Here is a 24407-nt window from a genome sequence, read left to right as displayed (position 1 = left end):
ACACCTCTGCTCACACTCCGAAAGAAGGACACCTCTAGTGGCACTCGACGTGCTGACCGACCTCACCAAGGTCCGCAATATCGGCATTATGGCCCACATCGATGCCGGCAAGACCACCGTCACCGAGCGCATCCTGTTCTACACCGGCATCAACTACAAGATCGGTGAGACCCACGACGGCGCCTCCACGATGGACTGGATGGAGCAGGAGGCCGAGCGCGGGATCACCATCACCTCCGCCGCCACCACCTGCTTCTGGAACGACAACCAGATCAACATTATCGACACCCCCGGCCACGTGGACTTCACGGTGGAGGTCGAGCGGAGCCTGCGCGTGCTCGACGGCGCCGTCGCGGTCTTCGACGGCAAGGAGGGTGTGGAGCCCCAGTCCGAGACCGTGTGGCGCCAGGCCGACAAGTACAACGTCCCGCGCATCTGCTTCATTAACAAGATGGACAAGCTGGGCGCCAACTTCGAGTTCTCCGTCCAGACGATCCGTGACCGGCTCCACGCCACCCCGATCGTCCTGAACTTCCCCATCGGCTCCGAGAGCGAGTTCTCCGGCGTCGTGGACCTGCTGGAGATGCGTGCCGTGCGCTTCCCCGAGAAGGACGCCGACGGCAAGGACACCCGCGGCTCGGTGGTGGAGTACGAGGAGATCCCCGCCGACTTGGTGGCCAAGGCCGAGGAGCTGCGCGCCCAGCTGGTCGAGACGGTCGCCGAGGCCGACGACGAGCTCACCGAGAAGTACCTGGAGGGCGAGGAGCTGACCGTCGCCGAGCTCAAGGCCGGCATCCGCATGCTGACCATCGCCGGCAAGGCCTTCCCGGTCCTGGCCGGCTCCGCCTTCAAGAACAAGGGCGTCCAGCCCATGCTCGACGCCGTCCTGGACTACCTGCCCAGCCCGCTGGACGTGCCGGCCACCGAGGGCCACAAGCCCGGTCACGAGGACGAGGTCCTGGTGCGCCGTCCCAGCGAGGACGAGCCCTTCTCCGCCCTGGCCTTCAAGATCGCGGCCCACCCCTTCTACGGCAAGCTCACCTACGTGCGCATCTACTCGGGCAAGGTCTCCCAGGGCGAGATGGTCCTCAACGCCACCAAGGGCAAGAAGGAGCGCATCGGCAAGCTCTTCCAGATGCACTCCAACAAGGAGAACCCGGTGGACGTGGCCCACGCCGGGCACATCTACGCCTTCATCGGCCTCAAGGACGTCACCACCGGTGACACCCTGTGCGCCCAGGGCGCCCCGATCGTCCTGGAGTCCATGACCTTCCCCGACCCGGTCATCCACGTCGCCATCGAGCCCAAGACCAAGGGCGACCAGGAGAAGCTGGGCACGGCCATCCAGAAGCTCTCCGAGGAGGACCCGACCTTCACCGTCGAGCTCGACAGCGAGACCGGCCAGACCGTCATCGGCGGGATGGGCGAGCTCCACCTGGACATCCTCGTGGACCGTATGCGCCGTGAGTTCAAGGTCGAGGCCAACGTGGGCAACCCGATGGTCGCCTACCGCGAGACCATCCGCAAGAAGGTCGACAAGGTCGAGTACACCCACAAGAAGCAGACCGGTGGGTCCGGCCAGTTCGCCAAGGTGCTCATGTCCTTCGAGCCCCTGGTCGCCGAGGAGGCCGCCGAGGGCGAGGAGAAGGAGCACTACGAGTTCGTCAACGCCGTCACCGGCGGCCGCGTGCCCCGCGAGTACATCCCCAGCGTCGACGCCGGCGTGCGGGACGCCATGCTCACCGGCGTCCTGGCGGGCTACCCCGTGGTGGACGTCAAGGCCACCCTCGTCGACGGCGGCTACCACGAGGTCGACTCTTCCGAGATGGCCTTCAAGATCGCCGGGTCCATGGCCTTCAAGGAGGGTGCCAGGAGGGCCTCCCCGGTGCTCCTGGAGCCCGTCATGGCCGTGGAGGTGCGTACCCCCGAGGAGTACATGGGTGACGTCATCGGCGACCTCAACGCCCGCCGTGGCATGATCCAGTCCATGGAGGACGCCGTGGGCGTCAAGGTCGTCAAGGCCGCCGTCCCGCTGAGCGAGATGTTCGGCTACGTCGGTGACCTGCGCTCCAAGACCCAGGGCCGCGCCGTGTACTCCATGAGCTTCGACTCCTACGCCGAGGTGCCCAGGAACGTGGCCGAGGAGATCATCGCCAAGGCCAAGGGCCTCTGAGGCGCCCGGCCGCGGGCGGTCCGGCCTGGCCCACAGCGGGCCCCGCATCCGGCCCGCCCGCGCCTCCGGGGCGGTGCCCGGGCACCTCGCCCCTCACGCGACGGCTGGCCACCAGTACGGCTCCGGCCGTCGCACCACCCCACTGGGTTAGGCCAGTGGGTGCCATGTCCAGTAAGATTCCCGACAATCCATTAGTGTGTGCTCCGCGCGGAGACCAGCGATAGCATAGGCTGGTCGAGACCCGACGAAGAGCACTACCCGAGTCCCAGGAGGACACCAGTGGCCAAGGCCAAGTTCGAGCGGACCAAGCCGCACGTCAACATCGGAACGATCGGTCACGTCGACCACGGCAAGACGACGCTGACCGCCGCGATCTCCAAGGTCCTGCACGACGAGTACCCGGACCTCAACCCCTTCACTCCCTTCGACGAGATCGACAAGGCTCCCGAGGAGCGCCAGCGCGGCATCACCATCAACATCGCGCACGTCGAGTACCAGACGGCCAAGCGCCACTACGCGCACGTGGACGCCCCCGGTCACGCCGACTACATCAAGAACATGATCACCGGCGCGGCCCAGATGGACGGTGCCATCCTCGTGGTGGCCGCCACCGACGGCCCCATGGCCCAGACCCGCGAGCACGTGCTGCTCGCCCGCCAGGTCGGCGTGCCCGCCCTGCTGGTGGCCCTCAACAAGGCCGACGCCGTGGACGACGAGGAGCTCCTCGACCTGGTCGAGATGGAGGTCCGTGAGCTGCTCTCCAGCCAGGACTACGACGGCGACAACGCCCCTGTGATCCGTGTCTCCGCTCTCAAGGCCCTGGAGGGCGACGCCGAGTGGGCCGGCAAGATCAAGGAGCTCATGGACGCGGTCGACGAGTACATCCCGACCCCGGTCCGTGACATGGACAAGCCCTTCCTCATGCCCATTGAGGACGTCTTCACCATTACCGGTCGCGGCACCGTCGTCACCGGCCGTGTGGAGCGCGGCAAGCTCCCGATCAACTCCGAGGTCGAGATCCTGGGTATCCGTGAGCCCCAGAAGACCACGGTCACCGGTATCGAGATGTTCCACAAGTCCATGGACGAGGCGTGGGCCGGCGAGAACTGCGGTCTGCTCCTGCGCGGCACCAAGCGTGAGGACGTCGAGCGCGGGCAGGTCGTCTGCAAGCCCGGCTCCATCACCCCGCACACCCAGTTCGAGGGCCACGTCTACATCCTGACCAAGGACGAGGGCGGCCGCCACAACCCCTTCTACTCCAACTACCGTCCGCAGTTCTACTTCCGGACCACCGACGTCACCGGCGTCATCACCCTGCCCGAGGGCACCGAGATGGTCATGCCCGGCGACACCACCGAGATGACCGTCGAGCTCATCCAGCCCATCGCCATGGAGGAGGGCCTCGGCTTCGCCATCCGTGAGGGTGGCCGCACCGTTGGCTCCGGCCGCGTCACCAAGGTCCTCAAGTGAGGTCCTGACCGGCGGGTCTCTCCGCCTACCTGACTGAGCAGCAGCTCAGCCCGAGGGTCTGCCCCGGATCGTACCCACGATCCGGGGCAGACCTTTTTTCTCACCTTCGCGGGGCCGGGGGCGGGCCGTCATGGGCCCGTGGGGCCTTGCGCGCCGGTGGGCGGGGCTTGTAGGGCGGCTGCGGGGGGTGGACAGCTGTCGGCTGGCCTGCTGGCTGTGGACGGTTACTGGGCGGGCCTGGCGGCTGCGGGGCGGGGCGGCGTGGGGGAGTGGCGGCTTGCCACTAGCCTGGCCGCCCCAGCCCGGCCCGGCGCCGCCCCAGCCCGGCAGCCGCCCCAGTGCCGACCCGTTGTATGACGCTATTCTCATTCACGCCTTTATCGTTACTGGCGTGCAACTGGGTCGTTACGGCCCGGTGCCCGTTGTAATCACGTCGAGACAATTCACCTCCCTCCTGGTTGCAATTCCGTAAAGAAACCGCTTCTGGCTTGCGCCGGGGCGGGGGGCCCTGGTTAGGGTGGTATCCGGTATCGCGACCGCCTGGCATCCCGTGCCTTAGGCGGACTCGCCACGTATTCTTTCTTCCCCTATTTTCTTACCGGAGTCCCATGATGCTCTCTGTTCCGCGCTTCTCCTCCGTACGGAGGGCTGGCGCAGGCGTCTGTGCTCTTCTGGCTGCCGTCCTCCTCACCCTGGCGGGTGCCGGGGCGCCCTCCCTCCCGCCCGCAGCCGCACTGCCCGCCAGCCTCTCCGACGACGCCCTGCCCGCCGTGTTCGCAACCGGCGGCACGAGCCACTACCGGGACACGATCCAGTGGCTCCAGTGGGCCAGCTACGACAAGGACTTCAAGGGGCGGGACCGGCCCAACGTCCCGGTCCTCGACTACGGCCAGAGCAAGGTCTTCGTCAACTACCGCGACATGGGCGACGCGGGCTACCTCTTTACCACCTGCACGCTCTCCGACCTCCAGCACCTGGGGCACGCCTCCAACTTCCCCGCCGACCTGGCCAAGGGGCCCCTGGTGGCCACCCGCCCGGGGACCTGGGCGGGCGACGTCCTGGACAACCTGTACAACATCGGCGGCGCCGCCGACTGGTCCGACGGCAGCAAGGTGTGGCACACGGGCCTGAGGTACCCCGCCGACTACCGCAACAACAACCAGATGGTGATCGGCCTGGCCAACGGCTACGCCTACAACGGTGACAAGACCTGGGACGGCAAGGACAAGAACGACGCGAACGCGGACCGCACCCCCACCGGCGGGTACTCGCGCATTAGCTTCGACATGTCCTGCTCGGCCAAGATCGTCGCCTCTGACGGCACCGAGACCCCGGTGGCGCTCCACGGGCTCGTCCTCGCCGACGCCGAGGCCTCCAACCCGGCGCCCAAGGGCGTGACGGACCCCTACGCGGGGGAGTGGATCCAGGCGACGGTCCCCGCCGACCAGGACGTCACCTGGCGCCTCCTGGACGGCATGCGCTCGGAGCACTGCAAGGACACCCGGGCGGGTAAGAGCACCCAGGTGACCACCGTGGGCACGCTGTCCGACAACGACCGGACGCTGCGCCTGGACAACACCGGCAGCGAGTGCGTCTACCAGGACGGCGGCAGCTACTCGCGGCCCAACGGCCTGGGCGGCCCCGCGGTGTCCGTCTTCATGCAGGGTGCCACCAAGGCGACCATTACCATGCAGGGCTCCGGCTACTCCGCCGTCGCACTGGGCCTGGTCATCGCCACCGACTACGGTGACGCCCCCGCCAGCTACGGCAGCGCCTCCGCCCTCATCCAGCCCACCTGGGAGGGCGGGCAGATCACCCACTCCAACAGCGCGGACCTGTTCGACTCCAGCGCCATTGAGCGCACCCGTATGAGCGTCTCCGGGCCGCGCCTGGGCTCCCTGCTGGACTCCGAGGGCTACCAGTTCTACTCCACGGGCGCCGACGGTGACGACGTCAACGGCCCGACCGACCCCGTGGTCAGTGACGAGGACGGCGTGAGCCCGCCCCCGGACGGCTACAGCACCGCCCCCGGGGCCGTGGTCGAGCAGGCGGTGACCTGCCAGAGCCAGGGCGTCGTCGCCGGGTGGGTGGACTGGAACCACAACCAGGTCTTCGACGACGCCGAGAAGAGCGACGAGCAGCCCTGCTCCGCGGGCGGCGCCACCCTGCACTGGACCGTGCCCGACGACGTCGTGCGCTCCGTGGACGGGGAGACCGGCAGCCAGCCGGACACCTACCTGCGGGTGCGCATTAGCGACGACGGCCAGCCCCTGCGCCCCCAGGGCGTCACCATGAGCGGGGAGGTCGAGGACTACAAGGTCGCCGTGCGGGTGCCCACCATCGAGCTGGTCAAGACCGTGGAGGCCCACTACGCCACCGCCGAGGTCCCCGCCTTGGACGCCAGCCAGTGGTCGCTCCAGGCCAGCGACGGCTCCACCGCCCCGCCCGGCCTCGTGCGTGGGTCCGGCGCCGCCCCGGTCACGGTGGTCCGCCCCGGCGGCTACACCCTGTCGGAGTCCTCCGCCTCACCCGAGGCCGACGGCTACCAGGCCGGGGCGTGGGAGTGCGCGCAGACCCCCGGCACTCTCGACGCCCCCGGCGTCCCCTACAGCTCCACCGTGAGCGGCACCACCCTGACCGTGGCCAACCAGGACCGGGTGACCTGCCGCGTCGTCAACACGAGCAAGCCAGCCACGCTCACCTGGCACAAGGTGGACCAGGACGGGACGACGCCGCTGGGCGGTACAAGCTGGACCCTGACCGGCCCGGGCGTGCCCGGTGGGACCGTCGTGGCGGACTGCACCGGCGCCCCCTGCGCCACCGGGACCTTCGCGGACACCGACCCGGCCCCGGGCGCCTTCAGGCTCACCGGCCTGAGCTGGGGGCTGTACACCGTCACCGAGTCCGCGGCCCCCGCCGGCTACCAGGTCCTGACGCAGACCCTGTGCCTCGACCTGGCCGCCCCCGGCACCGGTCCCAAGGGCGTGGACTGGTCCGCCCACCCCGGGTGCCGGGCCCCGGGCGCGGGTACGCGGACGTCGCTGGAGGTGGGCCTCCAGGACACCTATGGCGACGACGGCAGCCCCACGGACGTGGTGCGTGACGGGAACGTGAGGAACACCCGTCTGCCCGGCTCGGTGACCTGGGGGAAGGCGGACGAGGGCGGCGCGCCCCTGACGGGCTCGGCGTGGACCCTCACCGGCCCGTCCGGCACCGGACTGCAGGCCGTGGTCGAGGACTGCGTGGCCGACTCCGCCGACCGGTGCCCGGCCTCCGCCCAGGGCACCTACCGGGACAGCGACCCGCGTGCGGGCTTCCTGAAGGTGACCGACCTGCCCTGGGGCGACGGCGACTACACGCTGGTGGAGGCCCGGCCCCCCGCCGGGTACAGCCTCGATGCCACCGTGCACACCTTCGCCATCCGGGCCGACGCGCTGGACTACTCCTTTGACACGCCCTTTACCAACACCAAGTCGGGGGTCCCCTCTATCCCCCTGACCGGAGGGCGCGGAGCCTACCTGTTCCTCGCGGCGGGAGGGGTCCTCCTCTGCGTGGCCCTGGCCGCCGGCCTTATCAGGAGGTACCGCTCTCACACACACTGACCACCAGTAGCACCGGCAATGAATTACCACCACGTTCCGCGTTCGACGCGCATACGAAAGGACTGCTTTATGACACGGACCCACTCCAGGCGCAACAGTCTCCTGGGCGCCGCCATGGCGATCAGCCTGGGCCTGATCGGCCTGGGCTCCGTGGCCCAGGCCACCGAGCCCAGCTTCGGCAATATCGACCCCGCCGCCAAGGGCTCCCTGACCGTGCACAAGCACGAGACCGGCTCCCAGACCCCGGAGGGCACGCCTGACGGCAAGACCAACGTCACCGGCACCCCCGTGCCCGACGTCACCTTCACCGCCTACCGGGTCACCAACCTGGACCTGACCGCCCAGGCCTCCTGGAACGGCCTGGACACCCTGACGGTCCCCGAGGACGCCTGCGGCGCTGACTGGGCCAGCCCCCAGCTGACCCTGCCCGGTGGCCTGGCCGCCACCTTCGACACAGGGACGGCCGGGATGACCGGTGCCGACGGCTCCACCACCCTGGCCGACCTGCCCGTAGCCGCCTACCTGGTGTGCGAGACGACCTCTCCCGCCAGCGTCATCCGCAAGGCGGCCCCCTTCCTGGTGACGGTCCCCTTCCCCAACACCGCCGCCGAGGCCGCTAACGGCGACGGGACCTGGCTCTACGACGTCAACGTCTACCCCAAGAACACCGTGGTCCAGGCCCCGACCAAGGACTTCGTCCTCAACAAGGCGGGTATCAAGACCGGGGACCAGGTCGACTTCCCGGTGAGCGCTAAGGTGCCCAGCCTGGCCAGCACGCCCCAGGAGCAGTACTTCTCCTACTTCGTCATCTCCGACCCGCTGGACAGCGCGCTCAAGGACGGCAAGGTCAAGTCCGTGACGATCACCGCGGGCGGCGCCACCCAGGACGTGCCCGCCAGCCAGTACACGACGACCGAGGGGCAGAACCCGACGGTGTCCTTCACCGCCGAGGGCCTGACCGCGCTCAAGGGCCAGCCCAACGCCACCGTCACGGTGACCTTCACCGCCACCGTGGACCAGGTCCCGGCCACGGGCCAGATCCCCAACACCGGCTACTTCAACGTGGACACCCGCACGGTGCCCGGTGAGCCCGACCAGCCCGACGACGGCAAGAAGGTCCCCACCAACGAGGTCGTCACCGGCTGGGGTGACCTCAAGGTCCTCAAGGCCGACGCGGACAATGCCGACACCGGCCTTACGGGCGCCAAGTTCAAGGTCTACGCCTCCTCCGACCCCTTCGCCGCCACCTGCGACGCCTCCACCAAGACCGGTGACCCCATTGCCGTCAACGACGTCACCGAGTTCGAGTCCGACGCCTCGGGCGTGGTGAACATCGAGGGCCTGTTCGTGGACTCCAAGGTCGGCCAGAAGTACAACGTGGGCGACCCCAAGCCGACCACGTCCCTGGACCACAGCGCACGCTGCTACGTCCTGGAGGAGGTCCAGGCCCCCGCCGGCTTCGTCCTGCCCACCGGCGACCAGGCCCTGACCGCCGTCAAGGTCAACGCCGGCCAGACCGTGGGCACCGACATCACCGTCAACAACACCAAGCAGGGGGTCCCGGGGCTGCCGCTGACCGGTGCCGCCGGCAAGGTCCTCATGATGCTCGGTGGTAGCGCCCTGGTGCTCCTGGGCGCGGGCACGGCCCTGGTGGTCCGCTCCCGCCGTCGGCACGGCTGAGCGGGCGACGGCCCGACGCCGACCACGTCCGCCGGTGGCGGGGAGGTCAGCCTCCCCGCCACCGGCGTGTCCCCACCCCGTAGAAGCAGGAGAGAACCGATGCCGCACACCAGGCGCCACCGCGCCGAGCCCGCCCGGCGCTGGCGGCTCTCGGCCCTGTCCGCGCTCCCCGCCGTCCTGGCCCTGGCGGGGATGCTCGTCTTCTCCTACCCCGCCGTGGCGGCCTGGGTCTCCCAGTACAACCAGTCCCGGATCGTCTCGGACTACCACGCCCAGGTGGACCAGGCCCAGCCCGAGGCCGCGGCCCAGCTCGCCGCCGCCCACGCCTACAACGACGCCCTGTCCGTGGGCGCCGTGCTGGAGGCCAACACCAACGTCCCCACCGGCTCGGGCACCGGGGACCAGGCCCTGGACTACGAGAGCATCCTGAGCGTCAACCCCGCCGGGCTCATGGCCCGCCTGCGCATCCCCAGCATCGACCTCGACCTGCCCGTCTACCACGGCACCTCCGACTCGGTGCTCCTGGCCGGGCTCGGGCACCTGCAGGGCACCAGCCTGCCGGTGGGCGGGGCGGGCACGCGCTCGGTCATCACCGGCCACCGGGGCCTGGCCGAGGCCACCATGTTCACCGACCTCGACCGGGTCCGTACCGGGGACACCCTGACCCTGGAGGTCTTCGGCGAGGTCCTGACCTACCGGGTCACCGAGAGCCGGGTCGTGGAGCCCGACGAGACCGAGGCGCTGCGCGCCGAGCCCGGGCGCGACCTGGTCACCCTGGTGACCTGCACCCCTCTGGGCATTAACACCCACCGCATCCTGGTCACCGCCGAGCGCGTGACGCCCACCCCCGTCGCGGACCTGGAGGCCGCCGGAGGGGTCTCCCAGCTCCCCCGCTTCCCGTGGTGGGCCGTGTGGCTGGGGGGCGGCACCCTCCTGGTCGGCCTGTACCTCTGGCGGGCCGGCTACCCTCCCTCCCGGGGCCGGACGGGCCGCCGCGCCGGGGCCCACCGCGCCGGGGCCCACCGCAGGAGGTCCGCTCCCGGCTCCTGAGCGGCCGGGAGGCGCGACACGCCCGAGCGCGGGGGCTGGTGGGAGGACTCACACCCACTGGGGTTTTGGGTGCGTGGAGGGGCTGGTACCTTAGTGCAGGTCGGCCTGAACCGGGGCGCACCAGGTGTCACGGGGCCAGGGTCGGCCACCTCCTGGGGTCGTCCCAGGAACCAGTCTGATGGACCCACTGCCGTGGGCTTCCATGTGCCAGGACCGGTCCCGATTCTTCTTCACAGTGGAGTTCTCGACGCTGTCGCGCGGCGACACGCCCGAGTGCGTGGACCAGTCAAAGCAAGTACGAGAGAGGTTTGGCGCCATGGCGGGACAGAAGATCCGCATCCGGCTCAAGTCCTACGACCACGAGGTCATTGACTCTTCGGCGCGCAAGATCGTCGATGTCGTGACCCGCGCTGGTGCGACGGTCGTGGGCCCGGTGCCGCTGCCGACCGAGAAGAACGTGTTCTGCGTCATCCGGTCGCCGCACAAGTACAAGGACAGCCGTGAGCACTTCGAGATGCGCACACACAAGCGGCTGATCGACATTATCGACCCGACGCCCAAGGCCGTCGACTCGCTCATGCGTCTCGACCTCCCGGCGGACGTCAACATCGAGATCAAGCTCTGAGGACTGCCATGACTACGCTTAACCAGCCGGCTGCCGGCGCGCCCGTCAGGGCGCTGCTCGGCACCAAGCTCGGCATGACGCAGATCTGGGACGAGGACGGCGTCCTGCGCCCCGTCACCGTGGTGCGCGTGGACACCAACGTCGTCACCCAGATCCGGACCGTTGAGAACGACGGCTACGAGGCCGTCCAGCTGGCCTTCGGGCAGATCGACGAGCGCAAGGTGACCAAGCCCATGGCCGGCCACTTCGCCAAGGCCGGGGTGGCCCCCCGCCGCCACGTCGCCGAGATCCGCACCCCCCTGACCGGTGGGCTCGTCCTCGGCCAGGAGCTGGACGCCGGGATCTTCGAGGTCGGCCAGATGGTCGACGTCACCGGTACCTCCAAGGGCAAGGGGTTCGCCGGCGTCATGAAGCGTCACGGCTTCAAGGGTGTCTCGGCCTCCCACGGTGCGCACCGTAACCACCGTAAGCCCGGGTCGGTCGGCGCCTGCGCCACCCCCGGCCGCATCTTCAAGGGACTGCGTATGGCTGGCCGCATGGGCCACGCCACCACGACGGTCCAGAACCTCAAGGTCCGCGGCGTCGACGCCGACAAGGGCGTTCTCCTCGTGAACGGCGCCGTCCCGGGCCCCAAGGGCGCGGTCGTCGTCGTCCGTACCGCGGTGAAGGGAGCCTGACACCATGACCGAGACCACCACCTCGGCGCTGACGATCGACGTCGTGGACCCCACGGGCGCCAAGACCGGCACGGTCGAGCTGCCCGCCGAGATCTTCGACGTCGAGCCCAACATCCCCCTCATGCACCAGGTCGTCGTGGCCCAGCTGGCCGCGGCCCGCCAGGGCACCCACGCCACCAAGACCCGCGGCATGGTCCGCGGCGGCGGCCGCAAGCCCTACCGCCAGAAGGGCACCGGCCGCGCCCGCCAGGGCTCCACCCGCGCCCCCCAGTTCGTGGGCGGCGGCACGGTCCACGGCCCCCAGCCGCGCGACTACTCCCAGCGGACCCCCAAGAAGATGAAGGCCGCCGCGCTGCGCTGCGCCCTGTCCGACCGCGCCCGCAACGCCCGCGTCCACGTCATTACCGAGTTCGTCACCTCCCAGGTGCCCTCCACCAAGTCCGCGCTGGCCGCGCTGCGCCACCTCACGAGCCGCAAGAGGGCCCTGGTCGTGGTCTCCCACGAGGACGACCTGACCCGGCTCAGCCTGCGCAACGTCCCCGAGGTGCACCTGCTCAGCGCCAACCAGCTCAACACCTACGACGTCCTGAAGTCCGACGACGTCGTCTTCACCGCCAGCGCCCTGGAGGACTTCCTGGGCAGGGGCAAGGAGGAGTCCAAGTGAGCCTTGAGAAGTCCAAGAACCCCCGCGACGTCATTATCGCCCCGGTGGTCTCCGAGAAGTCCTACGCCTGCATGGACCGCGGCCAGTACACGTTCATCGTGGCTCCGGGCTCCAACAAGACCGAGATCAAGCAGGCCGTCGAGGCCATCTTCGGGGTCAAGGTCGCCTCGGTGAACACCCAGAACCGCAAGGGCAAGACGCGCCGCACCCGCACGGGCATCGGGAAGTCCAAGGACACCAAGCGCGCGATCGTCACGCTGCGCGAGGGGACCATCGACATCTTCGGCAACGTGGCCCAGTGACCGGAAGGTAGGACACTGACATGGGAATCCGTAAGTACAAGCCCACGACACCGGGCCGACGCGGCGCCTCCGTAGCCGACTTCGTGGAGATCACGCGCTCCAAGCCGGAGAAGTCTCTGGTCCGCCCCCTGCACAAGACCGGTGGGCGCAACTCCTCGGGCCGCATCACCACCCGTCACAAGGGCGGCGGCCACAAGCGCGCCTACCGTCTCATCGACTTCCGTCGCGCGGACAAGGACGGCGTGCCCGCGCGGGTCGCCCACATCGAGTACGACCCCAACCGTACCGCCCGCATCGCCCTCCTGCACTACGCGGACGGCGAGAAGCGCTACATTATCGCCCCCAACAACCTTGCCCAGGGTGACATCGTCGAGGCCGGTCCCAGCGCCGACATCAAGCCCGGCAACAACCTGCCCCTGCGCAACATCCCCACCGGCACCGTGGTCCACGCCGTGGAGCTGCGTCCCGGGGGCGGGGCCAAGATCGCCCGGAGCGCCGGCACCTCCGTCCAGCTGGTCGCCAAGGAGGGCAAGTACGCGCAGCTGCGCATGCCCTCCGGGGAGATCCGCAACGTGGAGGCCGCCTGCCGCGCCACCGTCGGTGAGGTCGGCAACGCCGAGCAGTCCAACATCAACTGGGGCAAGGCCGGCCGCATGCGGTGGAAGGGCGTGCGCCCGACCGTCCGCGGCGTGGTCATGAACCCGGTGGACCACCCCCACGGCGGTGGTGAGGGCAAGACCTCCGGCGGCCGTCACCCCGTGTCCCCGTGGGGCAAGCCCGAGGGCCGTACCCGTCGTCCCAACAAGTCCAGCGACCGCCTCATCGTGCGTCGTCGTCGGACCGGCAAGAAGCGCTGATAGGAGCCTGATATGCCGCGCAGCCTGAAGAAGGGTCCCTTCGTCGACGACCACCTCATGAAGAAGGTGGACGCCCAGAACGAGAAGGGCACCAAGAACGTCATCAAGACCTGGTCCCGCCGTTCGGTCATCACCCCGGACTTCCTCGGACACACCTTCGCCGTCCACGACGGCCGCAAGCACGTCCCGGTCTTCGTCACCGAGTCCATGGTGGGCCACAAGCTCGGCGAGTTCGCTCCGACCCGCACCTTCCGCGGGCACGTCAAGGACGACCGCAAGTCGCGCCGCTGACGAGCGCCGGAAGTAGAGAGGCTTAGGAACTATGGAAGCTAAGGCGCAGGCCAAGTACGTGCGCACCACGCCCATGAAGGCCCGCCGAATCGTGGACGTGGTCCGCGGCAAGCGCGCCCTGGAGGCCGTCAACGTGCTCCGGTTCGCCCCGCAGGCCGCTGCGGTGCCGGTGCGCAAGGTCATTGAGTCCGCCATCGCCAACGCCAGGTTCAAGGCGGAGCGGGACGGGGAGCAGTTCGACGAGCACGACCTGTTCATTGTCGAGGCGTACGCCGACGAGGGCCCCACCCTCAAGCGGTTCCGGCCCCGCGCCCAGGGGCGCGCCAGCCGGATCCTCAAGCGCACCAGCCACATTACGATCGTCGTCGGCGAGAAGGCCGACTCCGCCAAGAAGGAAGGAGCCCGGTAATGGGGCAGAAGGTCAACCCGACCGGGTTCCGCCTGGGCATTACGACGGACCACCGCTCGCGCTGGTTCGCCGACTCCACCAAGCCCGGCCAGCGCTACCGCGACTTCGTGGCCGAGGACGTCAAGATCCGCCGTCTCATGGGCGACGGCATGGAGCGCGCCGGCATCTCCAAGGTCGACATTGAGCGCACCCGCGACCGGGTGCGCGTGGACCTGCACACCGCCCGCCCCGGTATCGTCATCGGCCGGCGCGGCGCCGAGGCCGAGCGCCTGCGCGCCTCGCTGGAGAAGCTGACCGGCAAGCAGGTCCAGCTCAATATCCTCGAGGTGCGTAACCCCGACCTGGACGCCCAGCTGGTGGCCCAGGGCATTGCCGAGCAGCTCGCCAGCCGCGTGTCCTTCCGCCGGGCCATGCGCAAGGGCATGCAGTCGGCCATGCGCGCCGGCGCCAAGGGCATCCGGGTGCAGTGCTCGGGCCGTCTGGGCGGGGCCGAGATGAGCCGCAGCGAGTTCTACCGCGAGGGGCGCGTGCCGCTGCACACCCTGCGTGCGAACATCGACTTCGGCTTCTACGAGGCCAAGACCACCTTCGGGCGTCTCGGCGTCAAGGTGTGGATCTACAAGGGCGACCTCACCGAGCGTGAGTTCGCCCGCCAGCAGGCCGAGGCCGGTCAGCGTCGGGGCGGTCGGTCCGACCGTCGCGGCGGCCGTCGCGGTGAGCGTGGCGCGCGTCAGAGTACCGAGCAGCAGACCGAGCAGGCGCCGGTCGCCGAGAACGCTGCCGCTGAGCAGGGAACGGAGGCCTGAGCCGTGCTCATCCCCCGTCGGACCAAGTTCCGTAAGCAGCACCGCCCGCACCGCTCGGGCCTGTCCAAGGGCGGTAACAGCATCGCCTTCGGTGAGTACGGCATCCAGGCCCTGGAGCCCGCCTACGTCACCAACCGCCAGATCGAGGCGGCCCGTATCGCCATGACCCGCCACATTAAGCGCGGCGGCAAGGTGTGGATCAATATCTTCCCGGACCGTCCCCTGACCAAGAAGCCGGCTGAGACCCGTATGGGCTCCGGTAAGGGCGCCCCCGAGTGGTGGGTCGCCAACGTCAAGCCCGGGCGCATCCTGTTCGAGCTCGGCGGTGTCGACGAGGCCCTCGCCCGTGAGGCCATGCGCCGCGCGCAGCACAAGCTTCCCATGAAGACCCGTTTCGTGACTCGTGAGGGTGGTGACGTCTGATGGCTATCGGTTCCAAGGGGCTGACCCCCACCGACCTCGACGGCATGGACAACGAGCGCCTCGCCGAGGAGCTCTCCAAGGCCAAGGCCGAGCTGTTCAACCTGCGGTTCGCCTCGGCGACCGGCCAGCTCGAGGACCACGGACGGCTCAAGGCCGTGCGCCGCGACATTGCCCGCATCTACACCATCGTGCGCGAGCGTGAGCTCGGCATCCGCACCGCACCGAGCACGGAGGAGTCCAAGTGAGCGAGCAGACCCCCACCACGGCCCAGGCCACCGAGCGAAACCAGCGCAAGGTCCGCCGCGGCTACGTCGTCTCCGACAAGATGGACAAGACCGTCGTCGTCCTGGTCGAGGAGCGCTACAAGCACTCCCTGTACGGCAAGGTCCTGCGCCGCACCAAGAAGTACAAGGTGCACGACGAGAACAACACCGCCCACGTGGGCGACCTCGTCGAGATCATGGAGACCCGTCCACTCAGCGCCACCAAGCGCTGGCGCCTGACCCGGATCGTGGAGAAGGCCAAGTGACCCACCGCTGAGGCCACCACTTAAGCCCCTGCCCGGGGCCCGGGCCCAGTCACGCACGACGCCGCAGCCACTTCCGGTGGCTGCGGCGTCGTCGTGTCTTGCGTCGGTGAGCAAAGGCACAAGGGCGGACTTCGTCCTGAGGTTTTGCCGCGTCACGGCGTGCACTAGGCTTACGGAGTTGCGTGCGCCCCGGGTGCGCCCGCCAGAGACCTCGTGCCACGGGTGCCTGTGTCTGGCGAGGTACCGGGACTCCACTCGCCCCCTGGCGGGCAGAGAAGTGCGCATTACCTATCAGGAACGTTCGGCTAGGCTCTGCGACCCCCGGGACGCCGAGAACCGGCTCGACGACAGGAGAACACTCAATGATCCAGCAGGAGTCGCGACTGAAGGTCGCCGACAACACCGGTGCCAAGGAGATCCTGTGCATCCGTGTGCTCGGCGGCTCGGGTCGGCGCTATGCGGGTATCGGCGACACGATCGTCGCTACCGTGAAGGACGCCATCCCCGGTGGCAACGTCAAGAAGGGCGACGTCGTCAAGGCGGTCGTCGTGCGCACCCGCAAGGAGCGTCGGCGCCCGGACGGCTCGTACATCCGCTTTGACGAGAACGCCGCCGTCATCCTCAAGAACGACGGCGACCCGCGCGGCACGCGCATCTTCGGTCCCGTCGGCCGTGAGCTTCGTGAGAAGAAGTTCATGCGCATCGTCTCGCTCGCCCCAGAGGTGATCTGAACATGGCACGCATTAAGAAGGGCGACCTGGTCGAGGTCGTGCGCGGACGCACCTCGGACCCCAAGAAGCTGGCCGAGCGCAACGCCCGCCGCGCCGACGAGGGCCTCGACCCCCTCCAGCCCGGCGACAAGGGCAAGCGGGGCCGCGTCCTGCGCGTCTTCCCCGCCGAGGACAAGGTCCTCGTCGAGGGCGTCAACCTCAGGACCCGTCACGTCCGCCAGAACGCGCAGGGGCAGTCCGGCGGCATTGAGACCGTCGAGGTCCCCATCCCCCTGTGCAAGGTGGCCCTGGTCGACCCCAAGACCAAGAAGACCACCCGCGTGGGCTTCCGGGTCGAGCCGGGTGTGCGCTCCAACGGCCGCAAGCGTACCGTCCGGGTGCGTTACGCCAAGAAGTCCGGGGAGGACCTGTGACCATGACCGAGAAGATCACCCCCCGCCTGAAGACCAGGTACGTCCAGGAGGTGCGCCCCGCCCTGCTCAAGGAGTTCCAGCACGGCAACGTGATGGAGGTCGGGCGCATTGTCAAGGTCGTCGTCAACATGGGTGTGGGCGAGGCCGCCCACGACTCCAAGATGATCGAGGGCGCCGTGCGCGACCTGGCCGCCATCACGGGGCAGAGGCCCCAGGTCACCCGGGCCCGCAAGTCCATCGCGCAGTTCAAGCTGCGTGAGGGCATGCCCATCGGGGCCCACGCCACCCTGCGCGGGGACCGCATGTGGGAGTTCCTCGACCGCCTCATCTCCATCGCCCTGCCCCGTATCCGCGACTTCCGGGGCTTGAGCCCCAGGCAGTTCGACGGCAACGGCAACTACACCTTCGGTCTGACGGAGCAGGCGGTGTTCCACGAGATCGACCAGGACAAGATCGACCGCGTACGCGGTATGGACATTACCGTGGTGACCACGGCCAAGACCGACGAGGAGGCCCGCTCGCTGCTCAAGCAGCTCGGCTTCCCCTTCAAGGAGAAGTGACATGGCGAAGACCGCCCTGATCGAGAAGGCCAACCGGAAGCCCAAGTTCGGTGTCCGCGCCTACACGCGCTGCCAGCGCTGCGGACGCCCCCACTCGGTGTACCGCAAGTTCGGCCTGTGCCGTATCTGCCTGCGGGAGATGGCGCTTCGCGGCGAGCTCCCCGGCCTGACCAAGTCCAGCTGGTAAGAACTTACGTCGCAGGTCCGGTGAGGAAACCGCGACGAGGAAGGGCCGAGGCCCACTTATGACTATGACAGACCCGATCGCAGACATGCTGACCCGTCTGCGCAACGCCAACAACGCCCACCACGACTCCGTCTCCATGCCGTCGAGCAAGCTCAAGGTGAACATTGCCGCGATGCTCAAGGCCGAGGGCTACATCGCCTCCTACGAGGTCGCCGACGCCGCGGTGGGCAAGACGCTCACCCTGACCCTGAAGTACGGCGCCAACCGCCAGCGCGCCATCCAGGGCCTCAAGCGCGTCTCCAAGCCCGGACTGCGCGTCTACGCCAAGTCCACCAACCTGCCCAAGGTCCTCGGCGGCCTGGGGGTGGCCATCCTGTCCACCTCCTCCGGCCTCCTGACCGACCGGCAGGCCGAGTCCCGGGGCGTGGGCGGCGAAGTCCTCGCCTACGTCTGGTAAGAGAAGGAACGGAGGAGAACAATGTCTCGTATCGGACGACTTCCCGTTCCGGTCCCCGCCGGCGTGGACGTCACCATCAACGGCCGGGAGGTGACGGTCAAGGGCCCCAAGGGCACCCTGACCCGCACCATCGCCGCGCCCCTGAGCGTGACCCGCCAGGAGGACGGCTCCGTCCTGGTGACCCGCCCTAACGACGAGCGCCTCTCGCGCTCCCTGCACGGCCTGTCGCGTACCCTCATCCACAATATGGTCGTGGGCGTCACCGAGGGCTACACCAAGAACCTTGAGATCGTCGGCACCGGCTACCGCGCCGCCCAGAAGGGGACCGCCATCGAGCTGTTCCTGGGCTTCTCGCACACCGTGGTCGTCGAGGCGCCCGAGGGCATCACCCTCAAGGTCGACGGCAACCTCAAGATCGCCGTCTCCGGCATCTCCAAGGAGCAGGTCGGCGAGGTGGCCGCGAACATCCGCAAGATCCGTCCGCCGGAGCCCTACAAGGGCAAGGGCGTGCGCTACGCCGGCGAGAACGTGCGCCGCAAGGTCGGAAAGGCTGGTAAGTGACCATGGCTTACGCGATCAAGAGGGGCAAGGGCGCCGCCAGGAAGGTGACGGCCCGCAAGATCCGCCACCAGCGCGTGCGCAAGCACGTCAACGGCACCCCCGAGCGCCCGCGCCTGGTGGTCACCCGGTCCAACCGCCACATGGTGGCCCAGGTCGTGGACGACACCATCGGCCACACCCTGTGCTCCGCCTCCACCCTGGAGAAGGCCGTCAGGGACGCGGACGTGGAGGGCCACAAGGTCGGTGCCGCCCACAGGGTCGGCGAGCTCGTGGCCGAGCGCGCCAGGGCCCTGGGCATCGAGACGGTCGTCTTCGACCGGGGCGGATTCAAGTACCACGGTCGTGTGGCGGCCGTCGCGGAGGGCGCCCGCGAGGGCGGCCTGGTACTGTGAGCGCCGGACGACGAGAGAACTAAGGAGCATCTGATGGCTGCACCGCAGCGAGACAGGTCCGCGTCGTCCGACGGCTCGGCCCGCAGCACCGACGAGCGTCGCGGCGAGGGCCGCGGGCGCCGTGACCGCAACAACGACCGCCGTGACCGTTCCGGCCGCGGCACCGACGACAAGTACATTGAGCGCGTCGTCGCCATTAACCGCGTGTCCAAGGTCGTCAAGGGCGGCCGCCGCTTCACCTTCACGGCACTGGTCGTCGTGGGTGACGGCGAGGGCACCGTCGGCGTGGGCTACGGCAAGGCCAAGGAGGTCCCCTCCGCCATTGCCAAGGCCGTGGAGATCGCGAAGAAGAACTTCTTCCACGTCCCCATGATCCGCCGCACCATCCCGCACATCACCCAGGGTGAGGACTCCGCCGGGATCGTCTTCCTGCGCCCCGCGTCCCCCGGTACCGGCGTCATCGCCGGGGGCCCGGTGCGCGCGGTGCTGGACTGCGCCGGCGTCCACGACATCCTGTCCAAGTCGCTGGGCTCCTCCAACGCGATCAATATCGTGCACGCCACGGTGGACGCGCTCAAGAGGCTGGAGCAGCCCGAGGCCGTCGCCGCCCGCCGCGGCCTGCCCCTGGAGGACGTCGCCCCGCAGTCCATGCTGCGGGCCCGTGCCGAGGGGGAGGCCGAGAAGCGGGCCGAGGCCGAGAAGAAGGAGGCCGAGAAGGCCGCTGAAGGAGTTGGTGCGTGATGGCTACCACCACGACCAAGCAGCTCAAGGTGACCCAGGTCCGCTCCGGCATCGGTGGTACCCACCGGCAGCGTGCCTCCCTCAAGACCCTGGGCCTGCGTAAGATCCGCCAGTCCGTCGTGCGCGAGGACACCCCCAGCGTGCGCGGCCTGATTGCCACGGTGCACCACCTGGTCACCGTTGAGGAGGTCTGAGATGGCTGACACCAGCAACACGCAGGAGGAGAAGGGGCAGGTCATTAAGCTGCACGACCTGCGTCCCGCTCCCGGCTCCAAGAAGGCCAAGACCCGTGTGGGCCGTGGCGAGGGCTCCAAGGGTAAGACCGCTGGCCGCGGCACCAAGGGCACCAAGGCCCGCTACCAGGTCCGCCCCGGGTTCGAGGGCGGTCAGATGCCGCTGCACATGCGTCTGCCCAAGCTCAAGGGCTTTAAGAACCCCAATCGGGTGGAGTACCAGCCCGTGAACGTCGGCCGTATCGCCGAGCTGTTCCCCGCCGGTGGCACGGTCACCGTGGAGGACCTCGTCGCCGCGGGCGCCGTGCGCAGGAACCAGCCGGTCAAGGTCCTCGGCGGTGGCGACGTCACCGTGGCCCTGACCATTACCGCCGACGCCTGGTCCGCCTCCGCCAAGGAGAAGGTCGAGGCCGCCGGGGGCACGCTCACCGCCCGCTGAGCGCTCCTGCCTGCTTCCCCGGTCCCCGGCCAGCACTGCTGGCCGGGGACCGCTGCGTAGGGGCGCACCCACACCTCAGGTGCGCGGCCGCGGCGGGTGTGGTCAGGTGGGCGTGCGCGGGCTCGCATCCGCGGGCGCGGCCGCGGCAGGCGTGGCCAGGGCCGCGGCGGGCGCGCAGGCCCCGGGGTTCAGGGTCGGGCCCGGCACGCGGTAGGGTGGCCTGTGGTGCCACCACCGGTGCCACCACGCGACGCCGTACCCGGGGTCGCTCCACCCACACGCGACTTCCTGGGAGGGACGAGTGCTTCGCGCCTTCGCTCAGGCCTTCAGGACACCGGACCTGCGGACCAAGCTCCTCTTCACCCTCGGCATTATGGCCCTGTTTCGGCTCGGGTCGGTCCTGCCGACGCCGGGCGTCAACCTGACCAATGTGCAGCAATGCATTGGTCAGAGCCAGGACGCGGGCCTGCTGGGCCTGGTCAATATATTCTCCGGAGGGGCCCTGCTCCAGCTGAGCGTCTTCGCGCTCGGCATTATGCCATACATTACCGCCTCCATTATTATCCAGCTGCTGCGCGTGGTCATCCCCCGTTTTGAGGAGCTGCACAAGGAGGGCCAGTCCGGTACCGCCAAGCTCACGGAGTACACGCGCTACCTGACCATTGGCCTGGGCGTCCTGCAGTCCGCCACCATCGTGGCCACCGCCGCCAACGGCCAGCTCTTCCCCGGGTGCACGGCGAAGGTCATCCCCAACTCCTCGCCGGTCAACCTGGCCCTCATGATCGTGACCATGACGGCGGGCACCGGCCTGATTATGTGGCTCGGCGAGCTCATTACCGAGAAGGGCATCGGCAACGGCATGTCCCTGCTCATCTTCACCTCCATCGTGGCGCGCTTCCCCCAGAACATGGCCTCCGTCATCGGGGGCAACGGGGGCACGGGCAAGTTCCTGGCCATTATCACCGTGGTCCTCCTGGCCACCCTGGCCGTGGTCTTCGTGGAGCAGGCCACCCGCCGCATCCCCGTGCAGTACGCCAAGCGCATGATCGGGCGGCGCCAGTACGGGGGGTCCACCACCTACATCCCCATTAAGATCAACACCGCCGGCGTCATCCCCGTCATCTTCGCCTCCTCGATCCTCTCCGTGCCCCAGCTCGTGGCCCAGTTCGGCGACCGGAGCAGCGGGTGGGTGCAGTGGATCCAGACCAACCTCCAGCAGACCCAGCCCATCTACCTGGCGGCCTACGGCGTCCTCATCCTGTTCTTCACCTTCTTCTACACGGCGATCACCTTCGACGCGGCGGAGATCAGCGACAATATGAAGAAGTACGGCGGCTTCATCCCCGGCGTCCGGGCCGGTGAGCCCACCTCCCGGTACCTGTCCTACGTCATTAACCGGGTCACCACGGCGGGCAGCCTCTACCTGGTGGTCCTGGCCCTCCTGCCCACCCTGGCGGTCATCTGGCTGGGCCTGTCGCAGCACCTGCCCTTCGGTGGCACGACTATCCTCATTATGGTGGGTGTCGGTCTCCAGACCGTCAAGGAGATCAACTCCCAGCTTCAGCAGCGCCACTACGAAGGGTTCCTCTCATGAGCGCACGCATGGTCCTCCTGGGCCCCCCCGGGGCCGGCAAGGGCACCCAGGCCGCCCGCGTCTGCCAGCGCCTGGCCGTCCCCGCCATCTCCACGGGGGACATCTTCCGGGCCAACGTCTCGGGGGGCACCCCCCTGGGCGCCCAGGCCAAGACCTACATGGACAGGGGCGAGTACGTCCCGGACTCCGTCACCAACGCCATGGTCGCCGACCGCCTGGCCCAGCCAGACGCCTCAGACGGCTTCCTGCTGGACGGCTACCCCCGGACCGAGGCCCAGGTCCACGAGCTGGACGCCATGCTGGCCCGCGACGGACGGGCCCTGGACGTCGTGGTGGAGATCACCGCCGACGCCGAGGCCGTCATTGCCCGGCTCCTCAAGCGCGCCACCGAGCAGGGGCGCGCCGACGACACCGAGCCCGTCATCCGCCGTCGCCTGGAGGTCTACGCCGAGGCCACCGAGCCCCTGGCCGCCCTCTACGAGCGGCGTGGCCTGCTGGTGCGCGTCAACGGGATCGGTACCCTGGAGGAGGTCACCGACCGCCTCATGACCGCACTGGCCTCCCGGGGTGTCGGGGCCTGAGAGCGGGTCGCGGCAGGCCTGTGGCGTAGGTGGGTCGCCGTCCTGCCCCTGACCCACCACGTTATCCAGGAGGAGACCATGCTGGGCCGCGACCACATCCAGATCAAGACACCCGACCAGGTACGCCAGATGCGGCGCGCGGGCCTGGTCGTGGCCGACGTCCACGCCGCCCTGCGCGAGGCGGTACGCCCCGGCGTGACCACCGCCGAGCTGGACGCCGTCAGCGCCGAGACCATCCGGCGCGCGGGGGCGGTCTCCAACTTCCTGGGCTACCAGGACTACCCGGCCACCGTCTGCGTCTCGGTCAACGAGGAGGTCGTCCACGGGATCCCGGGCCCGCGGGTCCTGGCCGAGGGGGACCTGGTCACCTTCGACTGCGGCGCCTACGTCCTGGACGAGGAGGGCACCGCCTGGCACGGGGACGCGGCCTTCACCACGGTGGTGGGCGGGCGCTACGCCAGTGACTCCGACCGGGTCCTGGACACCACCACCCGTGAGGCCCTGTGGAGCGCCGTCGCCGCCCTGGCCCGCGCCATGGAGGGCCAGGCCACCGGACGCGGCGAGCGCCTCAACGCCGTGGGCGACGCCGTCGAGGAGGTGGTGGCCGCGGCCCGTGAGCGTGAGGACATGGAGCTGGGCATACTGGAGGAGTACGTCGGCCACGGCATCGGCACCCAGATGCACATGGCCCCCGACGTCCTGAACTACTCGGTGCGCCGTAAGGGGCCGCGCCTGCGCCCCGGCATGGTGCTGGCCGTGGAGCCCATGCTGACCGCGGGCGGGCCCGCCGTGCGTGAGCTCGACGACGGCTGGACGGTGGTCACCCAGGACGGCTCCCGGGCGGCCCAGTGGGAGCACACGGTGGCGCTCGTGCCCGGTGGCGTGTGGGTGCTCACAGCCTCCGACGGCGGGGTGGAGGGCCTGGCCCCCTTCGGGATCGCGCCCAGGCCCCTGACCGAGCGGGCCGGCTAGGGGCCCAGGACGCGCCACCACCCCCGCGGGGGCGGTGAGACGGCGGCGCGGGCGCTGCTCGCCTCCCGCCCGCGGGTAGGCTGTCCTGCGGCGGAAACCTCGCTGGCGATACCTCCCGTCCCGCCCCCGCCCGCGGGTAGACGGCTCCCTTAAGGGCGGTGCGTGGGCGGGGGAGGGGTAGCTCCCGGGCGAGGCGGCGCATAGGTCCCACCCGGTCTCCCGGCGGGGGAGTGACGCAGCCGGTGCTATGGGACCAGGACGGCGGTTGTCGCCGTCCCAGGCTCGGTGTAGTCTCTGCTCGGTGAGCAGAACTGCTTGCTTCCCCTCTCGAACCTACGCGATGCATCAAGGAGGATGCTCATGTCCCGTTCCACCCGTGCCCTGGTCGCCACAGGTGCAGCCGTCGCACTCCTGGCCGGATCCGGCGCCACCTTCGCTCGGTGGTATGACGAGAAGACCCTGTCCGAGTCCCGGGTGGCCACCGGCACCCTGTCCCTGACCACCACCGGTACCCCCACCTGGACCATTAACACCGCCGCCACCGACGAGAACGGCGACGCCACCGTCCCCTTCGACCCCGCCACCGACAAGATCGTGCCCGGTGACGTCGTGGAGTACTCCACCACCGTCACCCTCCACCTCCAGGGCAAGAACCTCCACGCCGCCCTGGGCGTGGTGGCGGAGGAGGGCTACACCCTGGCCGAGGGCGTCACCGCGACGCCGTCCTACGACTGCGGCAACGTCAACCTCGCTGACATTACCACCGCGGACGACGGCAAGTCCTGCAACGTCAAGATCCTCGTGCAGTACACCTTCGGGGCGGACAACACCCACTCCGGCATTATCGAGAACAACGGCGACGACACCCACGAGGGCACCGGCTGGCAGAAGGCCCCCGAGGGCCAGGGCAAGGCCCTGGACGTGCCCTCCTTCAAGGTGGTCCTCGAGCAGAAGATGCGTCCCTCGCTCTGAGCCGCCCGGCGTGAGC

Annotated in this window: 30 protein-coding genes; all 30 read left to right on the top strand. The window is 69.2% G+C overall.

Annotated elements, in window-relative coordinates; all coding sequences use genetic code 11:
• The first annotated feature begins 37 nt into the window (after positions 1-37).
• Positions 38-2173 (top strand): elongation factor G, encoded by a 2136-nt coding sequence (gene fusA / locus JJJ15_RS04375; RefSeq protein ID WP_200511553.1) that lies wholly within the window; start codon positions 38-40, stop codon positions 2171-2173.
• A 279-nt stretch (positions 2174-2452) separates the two neighbouring features.
• A complete protein-coding gene (tuf, locus tag JJJ15_RS04370) occupies positions 2453-3643 on the top strand; it encodes an elongation factor Tu (RefSeq protein ID WP_106109630.1) in 1191 nt (396 codons plus the stop codon).
• Positions 3644-4251: 608 nt separating this feature from the next.
• Positions 4252-7245 (top strand): CshA/CshB family fibrillar adhesin-related protein, encoded by a 2994-nt coding sequence (locus JJJ15_RS04365; protein WP_106109629.1) that lies wholly within the window; start codon positions 4252-4254, stop codon positions 7243-7245.
• 69 nt (positions 7246-7314) lie between these two features.
• Positions 7315-8925 carry a SpaH/EbpB family LPXTG-anchored major pilin gene (locus tag JJJ15_RS04360; RefSeq protein ID WP_200511552.1) on the top strand — a complete coding sequence of 537 codons (1611 nt, stop codon included), beginning with the start codon at positions 7315-7317 and terminating at the stop codon, positions 8923-8925.
• 99 nt (positions 8926-9024) lie between these two features.
• Entirely contained in the window at positions 9025-9975 is a 951-nt protein-coding gene (locus tag JJJ15_RS04355; protein ID WP_200511551.1) for a class C sortase, read from the top strand.
• A gap of 316 nt (positions 9976-10291) precedes the next feature.
• Positions 10292-10600 (top strand): 30S ribosomal protein S10, encoded by a 309-nt coding sequence (gene rpsJ, locus JJJ15_RS04350; RefSeq protein WP_005987219.1) that lies wholly within the window; start codon positions 10292-10294, stop codon positions 10598-10600.
• Positions 10601-10608: 8 nt separating this feature from the next.
• Entirely contained in the window at positions 10609-11277 is a 669-nt protein-coding gene (gene rplC, locus JJJ15_RS04345) for a 50S ribosomal protein L3 (protein ID WP_106109626.1), read from the top strand.
• 4 nt (positions 11278-11281) lie between these two features.
• Positions 11282-11941, top strand: coding sequence for a 50S ribosomal protein L4 (gene rplD / locus JJJ15_RS04340; protein WP_106109625.1), 660 nt, complete (start codon positions 11282-11284; stop codon positions 11939-11941).
• Complete coding sequence (rplW, locus tag JJJ15_RS04335) at positions 11938-12243, top strand: 50S ribosomal protein L23 (RefSeq protein ID WP_106109624.1); 306 nt, start codon at positions 11938-11940, stop codon at positions 12241-12243. The genes rplD and rplW overlap by 4 nt, the downstream gene beginning before the upstream one ends.
• Before the next feature lie 20 nt (positions 12244-12263).
• Positions 12264-13100 (top strand): 50S ribosomal protein L2, encoded by an 837-nt coding sequence (gene rplB, locus JJJ15_RS04330; RefSeq protein WP_106109623.1) that lies wholly within the window; start codon positions 12264-12266, stop codon positions 13098-13100.
• Positions 13101-13112: 12 nt separating this feature from the next.
• Positions 13113-13391, top strand: coding sequence for a 30S ribosomal protein S19 (gene rpsS / locus JJJ15_RS04325; protein ID WP_006548387.1), 279 nt, complete (start codon positions 13113-13115; stop codon positions 13389-13391).
• Positions 13392-13422: 31 nt separating this feature from the next.
• Positions 13423-13800 (top strand): 50S ribosomal protein L22, encoded by a 378-nt coding sequence (rplV, locus tag JJJ15_RS04320; RefSeq protein ID WP_106109622.1) that lies wholly within the window; start codon positions 13423-13425, stop codon positions 13798-13800.
• Entirely contained in the window at positions 13800-14606 is an 807-nt protein-coding gene (gene rpsC, locus JJJ15_RS04315) for a 30S ribosomal protein S3 (RefSeq protein ID WP_106109621.1), read from the top strand. Before rplV ends, rpsC begins: the two co-directional genes overlap by 1 nt.
• A 3-nt stretch (positions 14607-14609) precedes the next feature.
• Positions 14610-15029, top strand: coding sequence for a 50S ribosomal protein L16 (gene rplP / locus JJJ15_RS04310; RefSeq protein ID WP_106109620.1), 420 nt, complete (start codon positions 14610-14612; stop codon positions 15027-15029).
• A complete protein-coding gene (rpmC, locus tag JJJ15_RS04305) occupies positions 15029-15274 on the top strand; it encodes a 50S ribosomal protein L29 (RefSeq protein ID WP_003781894.1) in 246 nt (81 codons plus the stop codon). The genes rplP and rpmC overlap by 1 nt, the downstream gene beginning before the upstream one ends.
• The gene (gene rpsQ / locus JJJ15_RS04300) at positions 15271-15558 is read left to right on the top strand and encodes a 30S ribosomal protein S17 (protein ID WP_106109619.1); all 288 of its coding nucleotides are present in this window, start codon (positions 15271-15273) and stop codon (positions 15556-15558) included. Before rpmC ends, rpsQ begins: the two co-directional genes overlap by 4 nt.
• 362 nt (positions 15559-15920) lie before the next feature.
• Positions 15921-16289: a 50S ribosomal protein L14 gene (gene rplN, locus JJJ15_RS04295; protein ID WP_006548393.1), complete on the top strand. Its 369-nt coding sequence runs from the start codon at positions 15921-15923 to the stop codon at positions 16287-16289.
• A gap of 2 nt (positions 16290-16291) precedes the next feature.
• Entirely contained in the window at positions 16292-16702 is a 411-nt protein-coding gene (gene rplX, locus JJJ15_RS04290; RefSeq protein ID WP_200511550.1) for a 50S ribosomal protein L24, read from the top strand.
• A gap of 2 nt (positions 16703-16704) precedes the next feature.
• Positions 16705-17262, top strand: coding sequence for a 50S ribosomal protein L5 (rplE, locus tag JJJ15_RS04285; protein ID WP_106109617.1), 558 nt, complete (start codon positions 16705-16707; stop codon positions 17260-17262).
• Between the two features lies 1 nt (position 17263).
• Positions 17264-17449 carry a type Z 30S ribosomal protein S14 gene (locus tag JJJ15_RS04280; RefSeq protein ID WP_106109616.1) on the top strand — a complete coding sequence of 62 codons (186 nt, stop codon included), beginning with the start codon at positions 17264-17266 and terminating at the stop codon, positions 17447-17449.
• Positions 17450-17507: 58 nt separating this feature from the next.
• Positions 17508-17906 carry a 30S ribosomal protein S8 gene (gene rpsH / locus JJJ15_RS04275; protein ID WP_106109615.1) on the top strand — a complete coding sequence of 133 codons (399 nt, stop codon included), beginning with the start codon at positions 17508-17510 and terminating at the stop codon, positions 17904-17906.
• Between the two features lie 21 nt (positions 17907-17927).
• Positions 17928-18467, top strand: coding sequence for a 50S ribosomal protein L6 (rplF, locus tag JJJ15_RS04270; RefSeq protein ID WP_106109614.1), 540 nt, complete (start codon positions 17928-17930; stop codon positions 18465-18467).
• Positions 18468-18469: 2 nt separating this feature from the next.
• Complete coding sequence (gene rplR / locus JJJ15_RS04265; RefSeq protein WP_106110722.1) at positions 18470-18859, top strand: 50S ribosomal protein L18; 390 nt, start codon at positions 18470-18472, stop codon at positions 18857-18859.
• A gap of 33 nt (positions 18860-18892) precedes the next feature.
• Positions 18893-19600, top strand: coding sequence for a 30S ribosomal protein S5 (gene rpsE, locus JJJ15_RS04260; RefSeq protein WP_106109613.1), 708 nt, complete (start codon positions 18893-18895; stop codon positions 19598-19600).
• Positions 19600-19794: a 50S ribosomal protein L30 gene (gene rpmD / locus JJJ15_RS04255; protein WP_106110721.1), complete on the top strand. Its 195-nt coding sequence runs from the start codon at positions 19600-19602 to the stop codon at positions 19792-19794. The genes rpsE and rpmD overlap by 1 nt, the downstream gene beginning before the upstream one ends.
• Position 19795: 1 nt before the next feature.
• Positions 19796-20272: a 50S ribosomal protein L15 gene (rplO, locus tag JJJ15_RS04250; RefSeq protein WP_200511549.1), complete on the top strand. Its 477-nt coding sequence runs from the start codon at positions 19796-19798 to the stop codon at positions 20270-20272.
• Between the two features lie 301 nt (positions 20273-20573).
• Entirely contained in the window at positions 20574-21866 is a 1293-nt protein-coding gene (gene secY / locus JJJ15_RS04245; protein ID WP_200511548.1) for a preprotein translocase subunit SecY, read from the top strand.
• Positions 21863-22447: an adenylate kinase gene (locus JJJ15_RS04240; RefSeq protein WP_246742148.1), complete on the top strand. Its 585-nt coding sequence runs from the start codon at positions 21863-21865 to the stop codon at positions 22445-22447. The genes secY and JJJ15_RS04240 overlap by 4 nt, the downstream gene beginning before the upstream one ends.
• Positions 22448-22525: 78 nt before the next feature.
• Positions 22526-23419 carry a type I methionyl aminopeptidase gene (gene map / locus JJJ15_RS04235; protein WP_106109609.1) on the top strand — a complete coding sequence of 298 codons (894 nt, stop codon included), beginning with the start codon at positions 22526-22528 and terminating at the stop codon, positions 23417-23419.
• Positions 23420-23779: 360 nt separating this feature from the next.
• Positions 23780-24391 (top strand): alternate-type signal peptide domain-containing protein, encoded by a 612-nt coding sequence (locus tag JJJ15_RS04230; protein ID WP_200511547.1) that lies wholly within the window; start codon positions 23780-23782, stop codon positions 24389-24391.
• Positions 24392-24407: the final 16 nt, after the last annotated feature.

The organism is Actinomyces sp. HMT897 (assembly GCF_016626125.1).
Classification (GTDB): domain Bacteria; phylum Actinomycetota; class Actinomycetes; order Actinomycetales; family Actinomycetaceae; genus Actinomyces.
This window is presented reverse-complemented; position numbering and strand designations above follow the sequence as displayed.

Bases quoted from the DNA above. Each gene is read 5' to 3' on its own strand.
- rplR (WP_106110722.1), top strand. From the start codon at position 18,470: ATGGCTTACGCGATCAAGAGGGGCAAGGGCGCCGCCAGGAAGGTGACG.
- rplD (WP_106109625.1), top strand. From the start codon at position 11,282: ATGACCGAGACCACCACCTCGGCGCTGACGATCGACGTCGTGGACCCC.
- JJJ15_RS04360 (WP_200511552.1), top strand. From the start codon at position 7,315: ATGACACGGACCCACTCCAGGCGCAACAGTCTCCTGGGCGCCGCCATG.
- JJJ15_RS04230 (WP_200511547.1), top strand. From the start codon at position 23,780: ATGTCCCGTTCCACCCGTGCCCTGGTCGCCACAGGTGCAGCCGTCGCA.
- JJJ15_RS04355 (WP_200511551.1), top strand. From the start codon at position 9,025: ATGCCGCACACCAGGCGCCACCGCGCCGAGCCCGCCCGGCGCTGGCGG.
- rplB (WP_106109623.1), top strand. From the start codon at position 12,264: ATGGGAATCCGTAAGTACAAGCCCACGACACCGGGCCGACGCGGCGCC.
- rpmD (WP_106110721.1), top strand. From the start codon at position 19,600: ATGGCTACCACCACGACCAAGCAGCTCAAGGTGACCCAGGTCCGCTCC.
- map (WP_106109609.1), top strand. From the start codon at position 22,526: ATGCTGGGCCGCGACCACATCCAGATCAAGACACCCGACCAGGTACGC.
- rplC (WP_106109626.1), top strand. From the start codon at position 10,609: ATGACTACGCTTAACCAGCCGGCTGCCGGCGCGCCCGTCAGGGCGCTG.
- rpmC (WP_003781894.1), top strand. From the start codon at position 15,029: ATGGCTATCGGTTCCAAGGGGCTGACCCCCACCGACCTCGACGGCATG.
- JJJ15_RS04280 (WP_106109616.1), top strand. From the start codon at position 17,264: ATGGCGAAGACCGCCCTGATCGAGAAGGCCAACCGGAAGCCCAAGTTC.
- rplV (WP_106109622.1), top strand. From the start codon at position 13,423: ATGGAAGCTAAGGCGCAGGCCAAGTACGTGCGCACCACGCCCATGAAG.
- rpsS (WP_006548387.1), top strand. From the start codon at position 13,113: ATGCCGCGCAGCCTGAAGAAGGGTCCCTTCGTCGACGACCACCTCATG.
- rplN (WP_006548393.1), top strand. From the start codon at position 15,921: ATGATCCAGCAGGAGTCGCGACTGAAGGTCGCCGACAACACCGGTGCC.
- rplO (WP_200511549.1), top strand. From the start codon at position 19,796: ATGGCTGACACCAGCAACACGCAGGAGGAGAAGGGGCAGGTCATTAAG.
- rpsE (WP_106109613.1), top strand. From the start codon at position 18,893: ATGGCTGCACCGCAGCGAGACAGGTCCGCGTCGTCCGACGGCTCGGCC.
- rpsC (WP_106109621.1), top strand. From the start codon at position 13,800: ATGGGGCAGAAGGTCAACCCGACCGGGTTCCGCCTGGGCATTACGACG.
- rplF (WP_106109614.1), top strand. From the start codon at position 17,928: ATGTCTCGTATCGGACGACTTCCCGTTCCGGTCCCCGCCGGCGTGGAC.
- JJJ15_RS04365 (WP_106109629.1), top strand. From the start codon at position 4,252: ATGATGCTCTCTGTTCCGCGCTTCTCCTCCGTACGGAGGGCTGGCGCA.
- rplX (WP_200511550.1), top strand. From the start codon at position 16,292: ATGGCACGCATTAAGAAGGGCGACCTGGTCGAGGTCGTGCGCGGACGC.
- rplE (WP_106109617.1), top strand. From the start codon at position 16,705: ATGACCGAGAAGATCACCCCCCGCCTGAAGACCAGGTACGTCCAGGAG.
- rpsJ (WP_005987219.1), top strand. From the start codon at position 10,292: ATGGCGGGACAGAAGATCCGCATCCGGCTCAAGTCCTACGACCACGAG.
- JJJ15_RS04240 (WP_246742148.1), top strand. From the start codon at position 21,863: ATGAGCGCACGCATGGTCCTCCTGGGCCCCCCCGGGGCCGGCAAGGGC.
- rpsH (WP_106109615.1), top strand. From the start codon at position 17,508: ATGACTATGACAGACCCGATCGCAGACATGCTGACCCGTCTGCGCAAC.